The organism is Crocosphaera watsonii WH 8501 (genome assembly GCF_000167195.1).
Lineage (GTDB): Bacteria > Cyanobacteriota > Cyanobacteriia > Cyanobacteriales > Microcystaceae > Crocosphaera > Crocosphaera watsonii.
Window position 1 is genome coordinate 234,855 of record NZ_AADV02000003.1, and the last position, 18,174, is coordinate 253,028.

Here is an 18,174-nt window from a genome sequence, read left to right on the forward strand (position 1 = left end):
TGCGGAGCCTTGGCGACTGCTATAACTCCGAACTCCGAACTCCGAACTCCGAACTCCTAACTCCGAACTCACGTCATTATCCATTATTAAAACCCTCCCTAACCTCCTCAACTGTCTTGTTTAATAAAGACGCAACTGCTTCTAAGATGCTGTCATCTTGGGTTTCTTGATAAAACCGTTTGATGTTGGGTAAGCAAATGCTTAACCCGTATTCATCGTTAAACTCAACAAATATTTGTAATGCTTGTAAGTAATAATTTTTAGCGTCGTCTCTGTTTTCCGTTGCTTCTGCAACTTTCCCTAAGTGAAAGTAGGTTTTTGCTTTTTCGTAGCGATCGCCGTATTCAATACAAATAGATAAAGCTTTTTGGTAATAGGTTTGTGCTTGGTCCCATTGCCTTAACTCTTGTGCTAATACTCCTAAATGGTGGTAGGTTAATGCTTGAGAGAAGCGATCTCCATAATCTTCACAGATAGACAAAGCTTGTTGGTAATAATTTATTGCTTCTTTCCAGTTTCTTAACGCTTCTGCAACCATTCCTAAGTGATGGTAGGTTTTAGCTTTAGAGTAGCGATCTCCATAGTCTTCACAGATAGACAAAGCTTGTTCGTAATAATTTATTGCTTCTTCCCATTCTCGTAGCTTTTGCGCTATTATTCCTAAGTGATGGTAAGTTGTTGCTTGGGAGTAGCGATTATCGTATTCAATTTTAATAGATAAAGCTTGCTCGTAATAGGTTTGTGCTGTTTTCCATTCCCGTGTATCTTCGGCTATTATTCCCAACTGATGGTAAGTACGAGCTAGTATACTCTGTTTTTCTGCCTCTTCTTCGTTCTTCAAAGACTCTAGTAATTTAACTACTTGTAAATAAGCTTCTTTAGCTACTGATTCTTGTTTTAATCTTAAGTAATTATTGGCTTTTTGAAAAAAAGGAATGATACTATCAATACCTAAGTTAGTTTCTTTGAAATCTTGGGAATATTGTTCAACTTTTTCACAAACAAACTTATCTATATTAAGACAACTTCGATAGTTATTAATGATAACTAAATATTTATATAAACACTGATATATATCAATTTTACCCTCTTTTTCTAAACATATTTGCAACGCTGTAAACAAGTTTCCATACTCCAAACGACAGAAAAAAATCCCGAATTGTCTCTTATTTACTTCTTTTGACTGCAATAAACTCATATAATAATTACCTCCCTCAATATAATGATTCTTAAATCCTTCTTGTAATGTGTCTTGAGTTTCTATATCTAATTCGTTTACCTTAGTTCTCAGAAAATAGGGAAAAACTGGTTGAATGGTTAATAAGTGTTCTTCAGTTTGTGGAGGATCACCCAATAACATTGGAGACAACAAACCCCAATGTATGGCTTCTGATATCGCCTCTTCAAACTGTTCAAAAGGATAGTCTTTAAATGGTTCTAGTTTTTGTAATTCTTGGACATAGTTTGGTATCACCTCCCGATAAATAAAACTACTAAAAGGGGCTAAACATAACAATAATTTTTGTGCATCGGGTGATAGGTTGCTGTGGGAATATTCAACACACTTGAGGATACTTTCTGTCTTATTTTCACTGTCTGCATCTAAGTTAACATCTGCTAATTGTAACCCATTTAATATTTCTTCAGGGGTTTGGGTTTTTAAGTTTCCTAAGACAACTTCCATTGCCAAAGGATATCCTGCTAAAAGCTTCATTAACCGTTCAAAATTATCATCTGCTTTCACCTTCTCTCGTTTCTTGGGGTTAGGAATCATTGCATCCAGTATTTTTTCTGCAAGTTCGGTTCTTGACTCCTTATCTAACCCCTGTAACGGATAACGGTAGATAATATTGTTGTTGGTATAAACATCTTTTAACCAACTTTCATCACTGCGAGATCCTAAAACTATTTTTGTATTTCCTCCCTTCAACCGTTTTAAGAGATATTTCAGTTTCTGCTGTTCATCTTTATCTAACGTATTTTGAATCGCTAAAGGTTGTCCCGTGACTGATTCTAAGTTGTCTAAAATTAAAACATGATTATGGGATCTTAAGTCTATAATCAATTTTCCTAATTTTGCAGCGTCTCCCATTGCTTGGAATGTACCGAACTGATACTTATCATAGAACTGCTGTCCGATGTTAAATATAATCTGTTCTACTGTCCAAGCTGTTTCATCGTATCCAAAGTAAAATATCTTGTCCACATAATGGGTTTTTGTCCACCATTCCCGTAAATAGTTCAATAAAGTAGTCTTTCCGGTTCCTCCCATTCCCTGTAATAACAAGACATTATGTTTCAACAATGACTTTTCTATTTTCAGTATCTCTAAGTCTCGTCCCACGAAACCATATATAGGTAAAGGGAAACGATATGATTGTTCTAAGTCGGTGTAATATTTTTCTGTTTCCTCTGGTGTCATCTCCCGTAAATTAAAGTTAAGGGGTTGATTGTTATATACGACGGGAAGTAACCAGTCTTCGAGATCAATAATCTCATTAAAATAAGCTTGTCTCTCTTTATTGTTGTATAACTCTAAACGACTTAACCGTATCGCTTCAGTAATGGGTTGATTGTTAAATAACTGTCCATACAACTCTTTCATCATCAGCTTTGCAGCAGAAACAGTCACAGAATATGACATCCCTACAACCATCTGCATTCCTGCCTGTAACAAACGACTACTTAAACTGGTTTCATTACTATACTGTAGGCGCGCACCTTTTCCCACCTTAACTTTATTATCGTCTATTTTTTCTGTTTTGTCAAGCCTTATCTGTTTCCCAGATTGACAAGCATTGAGAATACAAACAGGAATATTTTTACCTGTTAATAAATCTGTTAACTCTGCTGCTTCTACAGGAACGGCTTTACCTTTATTTTCTCCTTCAAAAAAAAGAAACGCTTTCACACCCTCATAAGGCTCTAAATCATCTAAACCATAACCCCGTTGATAAAAATAACGACTCTTTTCTACACCATCTTGAAACTGCTTATAACTCATCAAACCACCATGTAAGTCAAAATGAATAATATGATAATAGTTACGGCCCTTTTCTTGCAAATGCTTAGATAAACTTTCATAAGTACCAGGACGTAAAATATCCAGATTAACCCTCAGATTACCTTGTTCAATTAACTCTACTAAAGGACGGGAAATTGTCCGATAACCCACATCACTATCCTCATCCGGTCGAGCGATCACTGCTAATAAATTGATGACGGGAGAAACAGGAATATCAATATTAATATTAATGGGATTAATTAAACGACGAGTCATCAAACAATCTACCGCAAAAGGCCGAGGTAAATCAGGATCTTTCATCCCTTCCCAGTGTAGTGCTTGAAACTCAGGGGTTTTACTTTGAATTTCAAAAGCGATCTCATTTATTTTAGGTTTTAGTTGACGGTAATCACTATAAAGAGCAAAATCTTGCTTAAAAACCTGTTCAAATAAAGACAACCCATAATCATTAACACTATCTGCCGCTTTTTTAGCAGTTTCTGTGTTTAACATGGGAGTCACTAACCACCCCTCAAAATACCATTCTAAAAGGGTTTCATCTTCCTTGGTAAATGGATCTGAAACAGTAATAGAATATTCTTGATTATTAATAATTAATTGAGCAGAAAAACCGTTTTCTGTTTTCCCTTCTTCCCGTATGATAATTAATGACATAAAAAATAATAATATTATCTCCGTAGGGGTCAACAACTGTTAAACCCTACCAATGATATAGCAATCAGTTATCAGTTGTGAGAATTAAGTGTATTCTGATCCCCCCAACCCCCCTTAATAAGGGGGGTTCTCGACATTCTCATGAATCATGATTATGATTGCTATATATATATAATAAACAATAAGATGGGCAATGCCCAACCTACAATAAACTAAGATTAGTTATGACTACAAAATTAAGCTTATCAGACATAGAATATTGGCAGAAACAATGGCCAAAAGATGAAGCAACAGAAACAGCATTTGAAATGATTTTGACAGAAGATGGAGATATAGAAACAGCTTTTAATGAGTTATTTAAAGCAAAAAATGAAACTATTCAATACGGAAATAAATCCTTATGGGAAGTAACCTTAAACGTACTTCGTAAAGAAATTTGCAATAAAAATGATAGTTTAAAAAGCGAAATCAAAAACTTACGAAAAAATCCTAAAGAAACCGCTATTATTACAGGAATTATTGTATCTATTATCGATAAATGTCAGTTACCTCTAGATACAGGTTTAGCCACAATGATAGTATTATGGATCTTAAAAGTTGGTATAGATATTTTTTGTGACTATACAGAAAATGACCAATAATGTAACAACAATAATGTAATAATATAGCAATCACCGAATGGTTCATGAGATTATAGAGATCCCCCCTTTAGTTCCCCCCTTAATAAGGGGGGTTAGGGGGGATAAGTTTCAACATTAATTCCCACAACTGATAAATGATTTCTATATAAAAGGAATGTGTTGATAAACAATTAATTATCAGCTTTTAGTAATATCATAATATTTTTTTGTACTGCTATAAAATTAACTACTTAATCCACTCAGAAAAATCTTGAGAAAAGGTATATAAAGAAAGTAAATTGATAGTAGAATCTTGTTTAACAAGTTCATGACTTTTGATTGTATTATATCCCCAGTCAGCTAAAAATAAGTTAACTTCTGTTAAATATTCTTGACTTTTTACTTTATTTAAAGTCTTTAATAAGTCCTCAATAAACCATAAATTATTAGGAGTTTCTTGATTAATTTTAAGGATTTGACGTAAAGTATCAAACTTTGGTTGTTTAACTTCTTTGCCAAAAATATGATCTTCAGGAAAAGACAAATTTTGTTTTTTTAAAAGCTGTTTAACAAATCTTCCTTCTTTGGTTGTGACAATATATAAAAGGGTAGAAGAATCTAACAGTTTACCTAACTTTTCTAACACCCCTGGATAAAATTCATGTAAAGCTAACCAGTTATCTAAGTCTGTTTGAATCCAATGATCTCTCACTCCATCAAGTGCTGACATTACTTGTTGTTTATTTAAGTTTTCTTTGGTAACAATTTCTGAACAAACATTATGCCAGTTACTTTCAATATTGTCCTGTTCATACTGTAATACTAATGCTCGTAATAAAATAGGCATTTCCCACCCTGTTTCGATGACGGGGCGTAATTTATAAAAAGAATTTGCCCATATTTCTAAATCATTTTGAGAGTCATCTTTCCATAGTTTCTGATAAGTTCTTAGGGTTGTTTGAAAATACTCCTTTAACCCATTACAAATGACACCATCAAAATCAAGGGCTAAAATTTTCGGCTTATCGATCATGCTCATTAGTTAATAAAATTATTGCTATTTATTGAGTTTAACTTAATTGAAAAACTCTTGTTTCTTCTTTTTCTTGTAAATTGTATTTAGCTAATTTTAGTTAAACACTTCTTTAACAGCTATAACAACCTGTTTCATCTGATCTTCTGTTAAAGCTAAACCACTGGGAACATAAAAACCTCGACGAGATAACCTTTCTGCTACAGGGCAAGAAACGTCTTTTAAGAGTCCCATTTTATGGAAAACGGGTTGTTCGTGCATTCCCCAGAAAAAGGGACGAGTTCCTATTTTTTTCTCTCGTAACCGTTGCATTGCTTCTGCTGCATCAAAGGGAACGTCATCTTTTATAATCATCCCATAAACCCAATAAATACTCTCAGCATAATCAGTTTTAACTAAGGACAATTCTAGCTGAGAAACTTCGGCTAAAAGTTCAGTATAAAAAGCCCCCATTTTGCGCTTTCGTTGCACAAATTCTGGTAATCTTTCCAATTGTGCTAAACCAACAGCAGCTTGTAGATTGGTAAAGCGTAAATTCCAACCTAACTCTTCATGAATAAAACGTCTTTGTGGTTGAAAACAAAGGTTACGTAAGGAGCGACATTTTTCGGCTAAACTATCATCATCGGTGACAATTATTCCCCCTTCTCCTGTGGTAACGTGCTTGTTAGGATAAAAGCTAAAGGTACTAATACCCCCGAAACTACCACAGGGTTTATCCCTGTAGGTTTGCCCGTGCATTTCTGCTGCATCTTCGATAATTTTTAAGCCATATTTATCAGCCAATTCCAAGACGGGGTTCATATCTACAGGGAGACCATAAATATGAACTACCATGATCGCTTTTGTTTTGGGGGTAATTTTGGCTTCTATTTGGCTAACATCCATATTCCAGGTGAGAGGATCGCAATCTACCACCACAGGAATACCTCCGGCTCTGACAATGGCTGCACCACAAGATATGATGGTAAAGGTAGGTAGAATGACCTCATCTCCTGCTTGGATGTCTAAGGCAACCACCGCAGCATCTAAAGCAACTGAACCATTACAGACAGTAATAGCGTGTTTTCTACGGACGGTTTCAGCAAATTTGGCCTCAAACTGCTTCACAAAGGGACCCCCTGAAGAGATCCAACCAGTGTCGATACATTCGTTCAAATATTTTTTCTCATTACCGTCTAGTAAGGGTTCGTTAACAGGGATAAAGTCAGCCATGATAATTATAGTTTCAGGATAAATAGTTATTAAGCTAGTTCCAATTTTTATTTTATATCGGCCTGACTCCCATCAATACCTGAAAAACGAACTTTATCGTTATCTCCAACATAGGGGCCTTGTTTAACCTCAATCATTTCTAGTTCTTCTAAAACTTCAAACCCATGACCACCCTTAATTAAGAGGATAACATCACCTGCTTTTAAAACACGACTTTCTAAATAATCCCGATGGTCGTTATAAAAATCTACTCGTAGTTTCCCTCTTTTAATTAATAAGACTTCTTGGGTAAAAAAACCTCTCGGCGAACTTGTCTATGAATGTGAGGTTTAATAACTTTCCCTTCTGGATGTCTCATGTAAGCAAGTTGCTGAGAGTAACTATCTGGGGTGAAAAAATGAATCCCTGGTTGACGAAACTCATAGGGAAGAACAATGGCTAAAACTTGTCCATTATAAGTAATTTCTTCTACCATGCTTTGAGTAGTGGTTTGTTGAATCATGATATTAAGTTTAATGAGTAAAAATTTGCCTCTATTTTTGGATTGTATCAGGTTATTTGGTTAATGTCGAATTGGAGATCAAAGTTCCTGCAAGTTAACTTAATTAACATCCATAACTTTTGCTTCATAAAGGGTGTACTTTCCTTTCTCTCCCAAAGGATTAAATTGAACCTGAAAAAGTGCGTTACTGTTATCTTCTAGGGTGAATGGTTTAGAAGGAGAAGTGGGAATTTCACACTTACGGAAAGGATAACAAACATAAATAAAATCTGACTGCTCATTTTGGGTTAGTATTTGACCTAGCTTGATCAAATTCTCTGGTTGGTCTACTCGGAAAAATAGTTTATCCTTTCTTAAAGGAGACTCTAATTTTTGCGCTGCATATTGATGAGACACTACCACAACTTGACGGGGATCATTATGTAAAAAATCGATAGTTTCGGTGACTCCTTGATGGCTCTTCTGGAAAAAATTTGTCCCTAAATACATATTTTTATACAATCCAATTATAACAAATACGGAGAAGAGGAAAATTGTATAATATTTAATAATCGATTTGGAGTTGTCCAGAAAAACTTGCAATTGCTGAACAACCATAATCGAGAAAAAAGGCAGCAGAATTAGGAGATATCTCTGTCCCCATTGTTTTCCTCCCACAGCGATTTCATCTGAACCAGAATCTACTAATAAGCCAACCCCTATAGTAAATAATAACCCCATCACATAAACTAAAGCCATCCTTTGGGTTACATTGATTTCTTCTTTCCAAGCTAACAATAACCAGATCGCAGACAAAATAATTACAATACCATAAAGTTTAACAAAAAGTTTTATTTCTACCAAGCCATGAGTATTGACCCAATAGACGCTGGTGATTAGAGAAAAGATAATAAAAGTGATAAAAATGATTCTTGGCGTTTTTTCTTGATAGTTTTTTTACCAAAAATAATAATAGGTAAAGTAAAGAGAAACAAGCAACAGGATAAAACTCAAAAAAGGTAACTATAATTTCTAGAAAACTCTCCCAAGCTTCCCTTAAACGCCTAGCTATTGAGAATCCTTCGACAATTTGTAGGGCATGAATTCCTAAAAAATGACCATATACTATTTGATTACTAATAAAAAATAAGCCAACAGTACCATACATCATGACAATAAAAATCCAGCCCTTATCCCCTAAATACGAAAGTTTATCTAAGTTCAGTAGCTTCGGCAAATCCAGATTATTTTCAAACATTTTATTAGATACTAATCTGAGAATTATCATCACACCCACTAAAAATGTTAACGTAGCAACCATCGCCAAAAATTCTGAGCGTATCCAAGCAGATAAGCCAACGAAAAAACCAGCCCAAATTGCTTCTTTTACTGTTACTGATTCCCTCGGTATCAATAAAATTATCATCCCAATTAAACAAAAGAGAACCGCTAAAGTATGCTCCCAATACATACCAGCGTATAAAGTCAAGTTAGAGGCAAAAATCAAGAGAAATACAGCTAAACATTGCTGAAATGGACTCAATTTTACATAACGACAATAAAGATTAAAACCAATCCAAATCAACCAAGTAGAAACCAAGGGAATAAAATATAAACCCCGTTCACCAAATAAAGTATAAAAAGGAGCCGTAATCAAAGAAAAAGGATAAGGAAAGGTGATGTAATAACGATCATTCAAGTAATAAACAAACGGTTCTTCATAAGGGTATAACCCATTCTCCCATAGTTGATGAATCCACTCAGCATCAGGGGTAATTAAATCAATGCGCAAGTTGCCCTCACCCAACTGTTGCGCTAATAAAGCCTTAAGTCCACCATCCCCACTAAAATAAACCCCGTTGGGGACTTGCCCTAGCAAATACAGGGAAAAAGCGACACCAGCACCTATAATAAACCAAGATAATCTATATTTAGCCATTTTTGTTAAATCGCTTTTATTAGTTAAACTGAGACAATGTTATATCCTGTTAAAGGATTATGCAGAAACTTTTAAAATTAGCTCCTTGGGCGATCGCCGCAGCGGCAGCCTGGTCATTGGGATTTATCTATAATGTCTATTACGGTGGTGAATTAAGCTTCTTAAGGGGGATGTATTTTCAAAAAATGTCCCTAGCAGCACAAGTCAAAGACTCTCCTCGATTATTAATTTTAGGGGGTTCCTAGTCTCAGGCCCCTCACCAAGTCTGCTGTTGATCTAGTGGAAAAAGGACGTTTTACAGGTTACTATTCCGAACCTTTAACCGAAAAAGGCGATCCCAGCACGGTTAAATATCGTGACGGGAAATGGTGGCAATGGACAATTCATAAATCCATTTCTCCCCATGCAGTTAAAAGAATTAAACAGTTTCGGCAAGAAGTAGAGGACAAAGATGCTACTTTAATTCTATCTTTGCCTTGGGTTTACGCCAGTCAAGATGAAAAAACTTTATCAAGTATGGAGGATATTAGCAAAAAATTAAGCAAAATTGCTCCTCTTGTTTATGATAAGAATGATTACAATTTAAAGACTGATTCTAGTTTATTTGCTGATACTCATCATAACCTTGTTTTTGAAGGGAGAAAACTACGCTCAGAACAATTGGCCGAACAACTAAAACCTGTCATCAATACAATTAACAGTGAACAGTGAACAGTTAACTGTTACCTGAACAATTTTTATAATAAAATTTAATAACTGATATGAATCAAGAAAAATTTTCAAAATTGACAAATATTTTTGGACTAGACCTGCGATCGCTTGCTGTTTTTAGGATAGGTTTAGCTTTAGTGGTTATGGCTGATTTGTTCAGCCGTTTTAGAGGTGTTTCCGCACATTATACGGATCAAGGTGTGTTACCTAGAGAAGCTTTACATTCCAATTTATTTGCTTCTTTTATCGCCCTTCAACCGGAATCTAATTCTTTACTTCACCCTTGGTATTGGTCGTTAAATCTACTTAATGGTGGTTTATGGTTTCAAACTTTCCTCTTTATAATCGCTTTCATTCTTTGTTTATGCTTATTAGTCGGCTATCGGACTAGACTGGCAGTTATTGCGGTTTGGGCGTTAAATATTTCTCTACAAAATCGTAATCCTGCCTTAATATTTGCTGGGGATGATGTTTTGTGAGCAATGCTTTTTTGGTCGATGTTTTTGCCGTTAGGTTGCTCCTATTCTATTGATAGTGCTTTCAATTCTAACCCGAAACCTTTACCAAAAAAGGTCATGAATGTAGCTACATTAGCCTTCATGATACAACTAATATTTATCTATAGTTGGTCAGCAGCTTATAAAACAAAAAGCGAACTTTGGTGGACCGATGGTGATGCAGTTTATTATTCTCTTCATTTCGATCAATATGCCACAGAATTTGGTCATTTGCTCTTAGGTTTTCCCATTCCTATTCTACAAATACTAACCTTTGGGGCGTTAATTTTTGAATGGATAGGACCATTTTTAATTTTTATTCCTGTTCGGACTAGCTTCTTTCGTTGTCTTGCTATTATTTCTTTTATTCTTCTATATATTGGTTTTGAATTATGTTTTGCAATTGGGGTTTTAAGTTACCTAAGTATTGTTAATTGGTTGGCATTATTACCCACAGAAGTATGAGACAAACTACAAGAAAAAGTTAGTACAAAATCTCGAAGAGGATTAACAATTTACTACGATAAAGATTGTGGTTTTTGTAAGAAAGTGGTGCATGGAATTCGTACTTTATTAATCTTACCAGGAACCCCTTTATTAGAAGCACAAGGTGACGAATCTATCTACGAAGATATGTTAGAAAAGAATTCTTGGGTTGTGGTAGATTGGCAAGAAAAACGTCATTATAAATTTGAGGCGATCGCCTATGTAGTGAGTCTTTCTCCTATTCTATTTTTCTTAGAACCTTTATTACGTTGGAAACCCATGATGAATGGGGGAACAAAGTTCTATGAAATGATTGCTTCTAACCGCAAAGTTGCAGGAAATTTTACCAAACCTTTTAAGTTTCATCCTTTAAGTGTTCAATCTTCTTCTCCTTTTAATCTAGTTGTCCTATTACTATTATTATTAACAACTATGTGGAATCTAAAAGGGTTTCTTGAGCAAACAGTTGCCCGTAATGAAGAGTATCGCAATAATAATAAAAAAGATTGGATTTTGTTTACCCGTAATTTATTAAATCGTCGCACTTTTCAACGGATTAATATTATTGGTTATTTAACCCGTTTAGATCAGTCTTGGAGTATTTTCGCCCCAGAACCACCAAGGGATGACGGATGGCACGTTATTCTTGGAAAATTAAACAATGGCGAAACAGTCAACCTTCTTGATGAAAATAGTCCTATTTCTTGGGATAAACCTACCTTAAAACAACGCCGACAAATCTATCAAACTATTCAATGGCGTGTCTATTATATTAACCTTAACCGTGCCATTGGACAAAAACTTTATCCCCATTTTGTTGACTACTTAATTCGAGAATGGAACAATAATCATCCTCCTGAGGAACAGTTAGAAAGTCTAGAAATTTACTTCATGGAAGAAAGGACAGTTCCCCCAGGAGAAGAACAACCAATTAATAAGGAAAAAGTCTGGCCAAAATCTTAGTTCAATAATGGACAATTATCTCTTATGTCAATGAAAGAGGATTGATAAAAATGAATATTTTTGTCGTTTTTATCCTTTTAAGGAGAGGTTTTAAAGCGAATTATCAATGGATAATCTTAGGACTAAACTCAACAGTAGCAAAACGATTTCTTCCCCTATCCTTGGCTTTATAAAGTGCCTTATCAGCAGCTTGAATTAACTTTTGAGGAGAAACTTTTACCCTAGGCATAGTAGTAGCAACCCCTAAACTCAGGGTAACATGAGAACTACATTTAGAACGGTGGTGAGGAATATCTAAGGCAGCCACAGCGTTACATAATTTTAGTGCCACTTTTTCAGCACCTAAACTGTTAGTATTAGAAAGAATAATGATAAATTCTTCTCCTCCAAACCTTGCCACTAAATCTGCTGGCCTTTTGATTAAATTTTTCAGACACTGAGCAACTTGATATAAACATTTATCTCCGGCTTGATGATGATAATAATCATTATAAAGTTTAAAATAGTCTATATCACAGACAATTAGGGAGATAAACTTTCTTTCTCTCCCTAACCTTCGCCATTCTTGGTCTAAATATTCATTAAAATACCGTCGGTTATATAGTTGGGTCAGTTCATCAACTGTAGCTAAATATTCTAATTTTTCCTTTGCATTTTCTAACTCTTTAGTTCGTTCAAGCACTTTTTGTTCTAAAGTATGGGAATATTTTATTAATTGATCATGGTGTTGGCTGTTTTGAATGGCGATGGCAGCTTAGGAAGTTAAAGCGGTAAATAATTTTAATTTTTCGCTGGTATATTTAACCGATTCATTGTGGATAACTTTAATTACTCCGATGGTTTGATTCTGTACTTTTAGGGGCGCACAAATCAAAGACTTTGTGTCATCAGCTAACGGAATATATCGATAATCTTGCTGCACATCATTAACGATCTCTGCCTCTCCCGAACGTAAAACATAACCACTAATACTCTCAATGGTTCCTTGACCTTTGCTTAACTTTTTTCCTATCAAGGAAAAAATATCTAACTCTCCTTTATCGTTTAATAATTTAATATAAACTTTTGAACTTTCGAGCAATTTATTAGTTTCTACGGTGATAATTTTCATAATCTCCTCAAAGGTTAAACACTTTGAAAGTTTATGGGAAATACTAGATAAAAAATAAATTTCTTCATATTTTTCCAATGTATCAGCCGCTAACAATTTTTTATTGAATTCCTCTTTCACAATATACTTCAACATCTGACACACAGCATTAATCTTGTCGCTTTTCCCCTTAACCCAACCTAAGATTTCCTCATCAACTACAATGGGATAATGATAATTATAACTCTCATTAAAGTTACCCCAAAGTACATTTTCTTGGGTATCGCTAATGAAAAATGATAAATTAAATGTTTCTGTGAAATTCTCTAATAAGGAATTGAGATCAGGTTTCCTGAACAACTTTTTTAATTTAACTTGAATCATGTCAGCTAACAAGGATGGGATTAGTCAGGAGTCATATGTATAGCACTACACATTGTAGTCTACATGAAAGAACACGTATTAAGAACGGTTACAAATACTGAAATTGGTGAAAATTATCTAACCACTTCCAATTCCATTATACGTTAGAAATTCCGAGAATTTCTTTGGACTTGAGTAATACGTCTTTAGGCCGAAACGGTTTAGTTATGTAAAGATCAGCACCAGCGTTCATCCCGCTTTCTTTATCAAAACTTTGTCCTCTGGCCGTTAGCAGAATAATATAAACATGGGAGAGATTATCATGTTCTTTTACTCTTTTACAAACCTCTAGTCCGCTGACATAAGGCATCATAATATCCAAAATACTAATGATGGTTTTTCTTGTTGAATTATTTCTAGTGCTTCTTTTCCATTTTTTGCTGTCAAAATTAATATCCCTTAGTCTTCTAGCTCTTCTAAAATTTGCTCCATTAAAATAAGGATATTGGGTTCATCATCAACAATTAAAATTTTCTTCATTATGACAGTTTAACATTAAGTGTTACTCAAGAGTTAATAATGGATAATTGATAATTGATAAAAAATTGATTTTTAATTCTGAATTACTAAATTGTCATTCTGAGGAAAGTAGGAAGATCCTAATAACTCTCATAAGGAATGAGATAAGCATAATTAATTGAGAAAAAACAGAACAAGTTAAAACAATAGGTAACTAAAAGCAACCTAGCATAAATTAACTGCTAAGATCATTTTCTTAATTGATAATTACTTACATTATTTTCAGAAAATGCTAAAATAGAGTAGGTGATTGGTATATATTTTACTCTAGGATCTAAGCTCAATTTCTTTTCTTAATAAATATTGAGCTAGTCAATCAATTGAAAGCGTTAATTTTCTTGTGTTAAGGGAAAACTGATAAAAAATGTTGTACCTTGCCCTAACTTGCTAGTCAACCAAATATTACCTCCGTGTTGTTCAACAATTTGTTTAGAAATAGATAGCCCTAAACCCGTTCCTGGTGGTTTGTTGGTTAAAACATTACCAACCTGTTGGAACGGATCAAAAACCTTACTGTAATCATTTTCTGCTATTCCGATGCCTGTGTCTGTGATAGAAATCAAAAGGTTTTCGTGATCTACTTCAGCACGACAGGTAACCGATCCCTTTTCTGTAAATTTCAAGGCATTAGAAATCACATTAACAAACACTTGAATCAGACGATCTTCATCCCCTAAAATAGTCGGTAAATCTCTTGAAAAGTCTTCTACTAACTCCACAGAAGAATTAGAAAACAAAGGACTAACAGAACCGATGGCCCAATCCAAAACCGTACTGGGTTGAATAGGAAACAAATTCAGGGTTATTTTTCCAGACTCAATTTTTGTCATGTCCAGAAAATCATGAACTAATTTGCTTAGTCTTTCCCCTTCACACACCACAATGTCTAAGTTTTGTTGAATGCGCTCAATAGCGTTGCTTGTTTTGCTATCTGGGTTTTGTATCTCAGGAAAAATTGTCTCATTGAGCTTATCACGGATTAATGAAGAAAAGCCAACAATAGAAGTCAAAGGAGTTCTTAACTCATGGGAAACCATAGATAAAAAGTTCTTTTTCATCTGATCTACTGCCCTTTCTTTAGTTATATCTCGAATTAAAATAACCACACCCAGATATTTTATTCCAGTTTCTTCTTCTTGCTTAATAATCCTACTTGCTAAAGCTTGCCCAAGACGATTATTAGCTAAAGGCATTTCTACTGTAACCACTTCTTCTTGCTCTAATCCTGGCTTTTTTAGTAAAGGAAATAACTCAGAGGGAAAAATATCAACAACTCGCTTCCCCAATAAAGAAGATGTAACATTAAACATAGACAGTAATTTGGGGTTATGGCGAGTAATTCTCCCAAAACTATCTACCACCAATAAACCGTCTCCTAAATTATCCACGATCGCATTAAGATCCGCTAAGGTTCTTTCTAGGGTTTGTGATTGTTTTCGGGTGTGCCTGAGTAAGTTACTCTGATACACCGCAACCCCTAACTGGTTAGCCACCTGCTTGACTAAATCTATTTCCCTTCGCTGCCAATATCGGGGCTGCTCATTGTCATAAACCCCTAAAAGTCCCCACAGTTTTTCACCGACAAAGACAGGAGCCGTGATTAATGATCTCATTTGGAATTGCTCATATATCTCCCGATGACAAGGGCTTAAATCTGCTGTGGCAACATCTCTGACGAAGAAAATTTCTTGGTTACGATAACACCCTCCTTGGGTATGTTGCAGGTAACTATCTTCCCACATAGGTTTCTCTGCCCCCTCACCCACCAAGGGTGTCCAACCTTCCCCCACAGACTCATATATAAACTCCCCTCCCCAATTTTCCCAAAAACGATACACCGCCACCCGATGGCAGTTTAATATCTGTCTAACTTCCTCTGTGGTGCTGGAAAAAATGGTTTTTAAGGTCAAACTTTGACGTATTCGCTCAATCACACCAGCTAAAGCCTTTTCTTGGTTGGCTATCTCCCCTAAATGTTGTTTTTGAGCCTGGACTTGTTGTAATGTGTTTTCGAGAATCCTTGCCCGTTGCTGACTTTCTTTGAGTAGTGCTGCTTGTTGAATACCGACACTGAGATGGGTAGCTATTTTGGTAATAAACCTTTTTTCTCTGGTTTTCCAGTGACGAGGACCCGAACATTGATGAATACACAGTAACCCCCAGAGTGTGTTTCCTGTCAACAAAGGAGCGGCCAAATTTGATTTGACGTTAAACCGTTCTAAAATCTGACGATGACAGTCTAATATATTAGCTTTACTGAGATCGTCAATGGTAAAAATGTGATTCTGTTGAAAGAATGGTTCTTTATGTTCAGCAAAGCAGTGATCCTCTACTTTTGCTTGCAAAGCGGAATTATACTCACTAGCCACATCTTCGGAAATTAATTCTGCCAAGGCAAAATCTGAACTAGGATCAAAGCGAAAAATACAGACCCGATCTGTCTTGAGAAGATGACGAATTTCTGTAGCAGCGGTTTGAAAAATAGTTTTTAAATCTAAAGTACGACGAATTTTATCAACAACTTCCGAGGAAGCCCGTTCTTCCTCTACGATCATCGCTTGTTCTTCGCCGTACTGTTTAAGTTGTTGAAAATGATAGCTTTGTTGCAGAGCCACGCTCAGATGATAAGCAACTCGGTTGAATAGCTGAATTTCCTCATCTTGCCAGTGGCGACAACGACTATGCTCAAAACCTGCTAACAGTCCCCATAGTTGTGAACCTTGAAACAAAGGGAAAATGGCCAGGGATCTGATCCCAAAACTACCTAAAGTGTTTAGATAACATTCAGAGACGTTTGTCTCTAGGTAAATATCTTCAATGATACAAGGTTGATTATCTTTAAACCTTCCCCCTTGGCTTTCGATTAAATAATCATCATTCCAACTTTTCTCCACCAGAGAAACAAAGTCCCCAGAAGCAGATTCAAAAATAAACTTTCCTCCATAACTGGCATCGAAGCGATAGATAGCAATATGTTCTACCCCTAATAGTTTCCGCACTTCGGTAGCGGCCGTTTGGAAAATAGTTTTTAAGTCCAGGGTTTGACGAATTTTATCGATGACTCGCCCTAGAGATCTCTCTTTTTCGTTAGTCCTGAGTAAAGTTTCTGTCTGTTGTTTTAAGGCAGTTTCTAAAGCAGTTTGCAGTTGTTGTTCTTGTTCTTTGGTTCTGGCGAAGAGATCCCCTTGTTGTAGGGCAATACCCAGATTTATCCCTAGTTGTACCATAAAGTTAATTTCTCTGGTTTCCCAGTGACGGGGACTACTATTTTCATAGGCGACTAAGAATCCCCAGATGGTTCTATTTTTATAAATAGGCACCAGAAGATAAGATCGAGCTTGATATCTTTCTAGCAGTTGTAGATAGGATGGAGATAACCCTGCTTGATAAATGTCGTCACAAACCAGAAATAAGTCATCAGGGTTAAAAGTGTTGGTTTGAGTTTCTTCTGAGTATGTTTCGCTCAATCCTAAATTATCCCAAAGGTTGCTGTTACAGTCTTCGTTGTGGTTATCCACATCCTGAGAAGACTTTTCCAGCAGGGATGGCCAACCCCCTGACACAGACTCGGCTATAAATTCTCCGCTATGGTTTGTATTAAAGCGATAAACCCCCACGCGATCGCAGTTAAAAAATTTGCGGGTTTCTGCGGTAGTTGTGCTTAAAATTGTTTGGATGTCTAGGGAGCGACGAGTTTTATCGATAATATCAGCGAGGGTGATATGTTCTTCTGTCGCTCTTTCTACGGCTTGAGTGAGTATTTCTTCTTGCTTCTGTTGTTGTTGGTACATTCTATGACGCTCTACTGCAATACTAAAATGAAATGCAATTTCCTGCACCAACTTGGTATCCTCTCCTTGCCAAGGGCGCGGTTCTGAGCTATGCTCTACTATTAGTATGCCCCATTCCTCTTTTTGCGAGCCAATGGGAATCAGTAGCTTGGTAATCTCTGTGCCTATTTCCGAGCAATTTTGCCAGTTCTCTGAGGGTATTGGTGGCGATGGTAAGTTACGCTGATAAGCTTGTTCTAAGCTATTCTCCACCGATTGTGTATACCTATGAGAAGTTTCTGATGACATTCCCTCAAGTCCTTAGAACTTGCGCCCCAGTTCGTAGATAAACACTCTATCTACCCCTAGCAGTTCCTTGGCTTCAGTAGCCACTAAACTGCATACCTGTGCCAGTTCCGGTACTTCGTGAATCTTCCTGATTGTCTCTATCAGGCGTTGTTGAATAATTTTTCCATTGAGGGAATGGGTTGACATAGAGAACCCTATATAATAATCAGGATGAATCTATAACCATTATAATACAAACCAAATAGGTTAATTATTAATAATCAGCAAACTAACACAATAAACAACACCCAAGCCCTACTCTGTGGTGTCATCCCTCTCTTTCTTGATACTATCTGAAGATACCCAGCAATCGCTTAATCTTTTTTCCACCTTCTAAGCAGAATCTGCGGTATTACTTCCTGTTTACCCATTTGAGGAATTATCCATTTTGGGATTGGGT

Annotated in this window: 11 protein-coding genes and 3 pseudogenes; 3 read left to right on the plus strand and 11 right to left on the minus strand. The window is 35.8% G+C overall.

The annotated features are described in order from the left end of the window. Positions 1-76: 76 nt before the first annotated feature. On the minus strand, positions 77-3,679 hold the full coding sequence (locus CWATDRAFT_RS08200; RefSeq protein ID WP_007304564.1) for a CHAT domain-containing tetratricopeptide repeat protein: 3,603 nt from the start codon (positions 3,677-3,679) through the stop codon (positions 77-79). A gap of 224 nt (positions 3,680-3,903) precedes the next feature. Here CWATDRAFT_RS08200 and CWATDRAFT_RS08205 point away from each other — a divergent pair, with 224 nt between their 5' ends. After that, a complete protein-coding gene (locus CWATDRAFT_RS08205) occupies positions 3,904-4,320 on the plus strand; it encodes a hypothetical protein (protein WP_007304565.1) in 417 nt (138 codons plus the stop codon). Between the two features lie 226 nt (positions 4,321-4,546). Here CWATDRAFT_RS08205 and CWATDRAFT_RS08210 read toward each other — a convergent pair whose 3' ends face one another. The 5 genes and pseudogenes from CWATDRAFT_RS08210 to CWATDRAFT_RS39495 form a co-directional block, all read right to left on the minus strand. After that, positions 4,547-5,332 carry an HAD family hydrolase gene (locus CWATDRAFT_RS08210; protein WP_412093209.1) on the minus strand — a complete coding sequence of 262 codons (786 nt, stop codon included), beginning with the start codon at positions 5,330-5,332 and terminating at the stop codon, positions 4,547-4,549. 96 nt (positions 5,333-5,428) lie between these two features. After that, positions 5,429-6,547, minus strand: a complete 1,119-nt coding sequence (locus CWATDRAFT_RS08215) for a DegT/DnrJ/EryC1/StrS family aminotransferase (RefSeq protein ID WP_007304567.1) — start codon at positions 6,545-6,547, stop codon at positions 5,429-5,431. A gap of 47 nt (positions 6,548-6,594) precedes the next feature. Beyond that, a pseudogene (locus tag CWATDRAFT_RS08220) lies at positions 6,595-7,049 on the minus strand (cupin domain-containing protein). Between the two features lie 99 nt (positions 7,050-7,148). Then, positions 7,149-7,892 (minus strand): hypothetical protein, encoded by a 744-nt coding sequence (locus tag CWATDRAFT_RS39490; protein ID WP_007304568.1) that lies wholly within the window; start codon positions 7,890-7,892, stop codon positions 7,149-7,151. Further along, positions 7,867-8,967, minus strand: a complete 1,101-nt coding sequence (locus tag CWATDRAFT_RS39495; protein ID WP_007304569.1) for an LA_3751/LA_3752 family putative glycosyltransferase — start codon at positions 8,965-8,967, stop codon at positions 7,867-7,869. Before CWATDRAFT_RS39495 ends, CWATDRAFT_RS39490 begins: the two co-directional genes overlap by 26 nt. Before the next feature lie 59 nt (positions 8,968-9,026). On the opposite strand from CWATDRAFT_RS39495, the pseudogene CWATDRAFT_RS08235 reads away from it, so the two are divergent. Together CWATDRAFT_RS08235 and CWATDRAFT_RS41330 are read left to right on the plus strand one after the other, a co-directional pair. After that, positions 9,027-9,678, plus strand: a pseudogene (locus CWATDRAFT_RS08235) (hypothetical protein). Positions 9,679-9,728: 50 nt separating this feature from the next. Further along, positions 9,729-11,624: pseudogene (locus CWATDRAFT_RS41330) on the plus strand (hypothetical protein). Positions 11,625-11,727: 103 nt separating this feature from the next. On the opposite strand, the gene CWATDRAFT_RS39515 reads toward CWATDRAFT_RS41330, so the two are convergent. The 5 genes from CWATDRAFT_RS39515 to CWATDRAFT_RS39530 form a co-directional block, all read right to left on the minus strand. Next, on the minus strand, positions 11,728-12,306 hold the full coding sequence (locus CWATDRAFT_RS39515) for a GGDEF domain-containing protein (RefSeq protein ID WP_007304575.1): 579 nt from the start codon (positions 12,304-12,306) through the stop codon (positions 11,728-11,730). Between the two features lie 72 nt (positions 12,307-12,378). Beyond that, positions 12,379-13,098, minus strand: coding sequence for a GAF domain-containing protein (locus CWATDRAFT_RS39520; protein ID WP_007304576.1), 720 nt, complete (start codon positions 13,096-13,098; stop codon positions 12,379-12,381). A gap of 136 nt (positions 13,099-13,234) precedes the next feature. After that, positions 13,235-13,450, minus strand: coding sequence for a response regulator transcription factor (locus tag CWATDRAFT_RS39525; protein WP_232287038.1), 216 nt, complete (start codon positions 13,448-13,450; stop codon positions 13,235-13,237). A 535-nt stretch (positions 13,451-13,985) separates the two neighbouring features. Next, complete coding sequence (locus tag CWATDRAFT_RS08255; RefSeq protein WP_007304577.1) at positions 13,986-17,735, minus strand: GAF domain-containing protein; 3,750 nt, start codon at positions 17,733-17,735, stop codon at positions 13,986-13,988. A 12-nt stretch (positions 17,736-17,747) separates the two neighbouring features. Continuing rightward, complete coding sequence (locus CWATDRAFT_RS39530; RefSeq protein WP_021831174.1) at positions 17,748-17,921, minus strand: hypothetical protein; 174 nt, start codon at positions 17,919-17,921, stop codon at positions 17,748-17,750. Between the last annotated feature and the right edge of the window lie 253 nt (positions 17,922-18,174).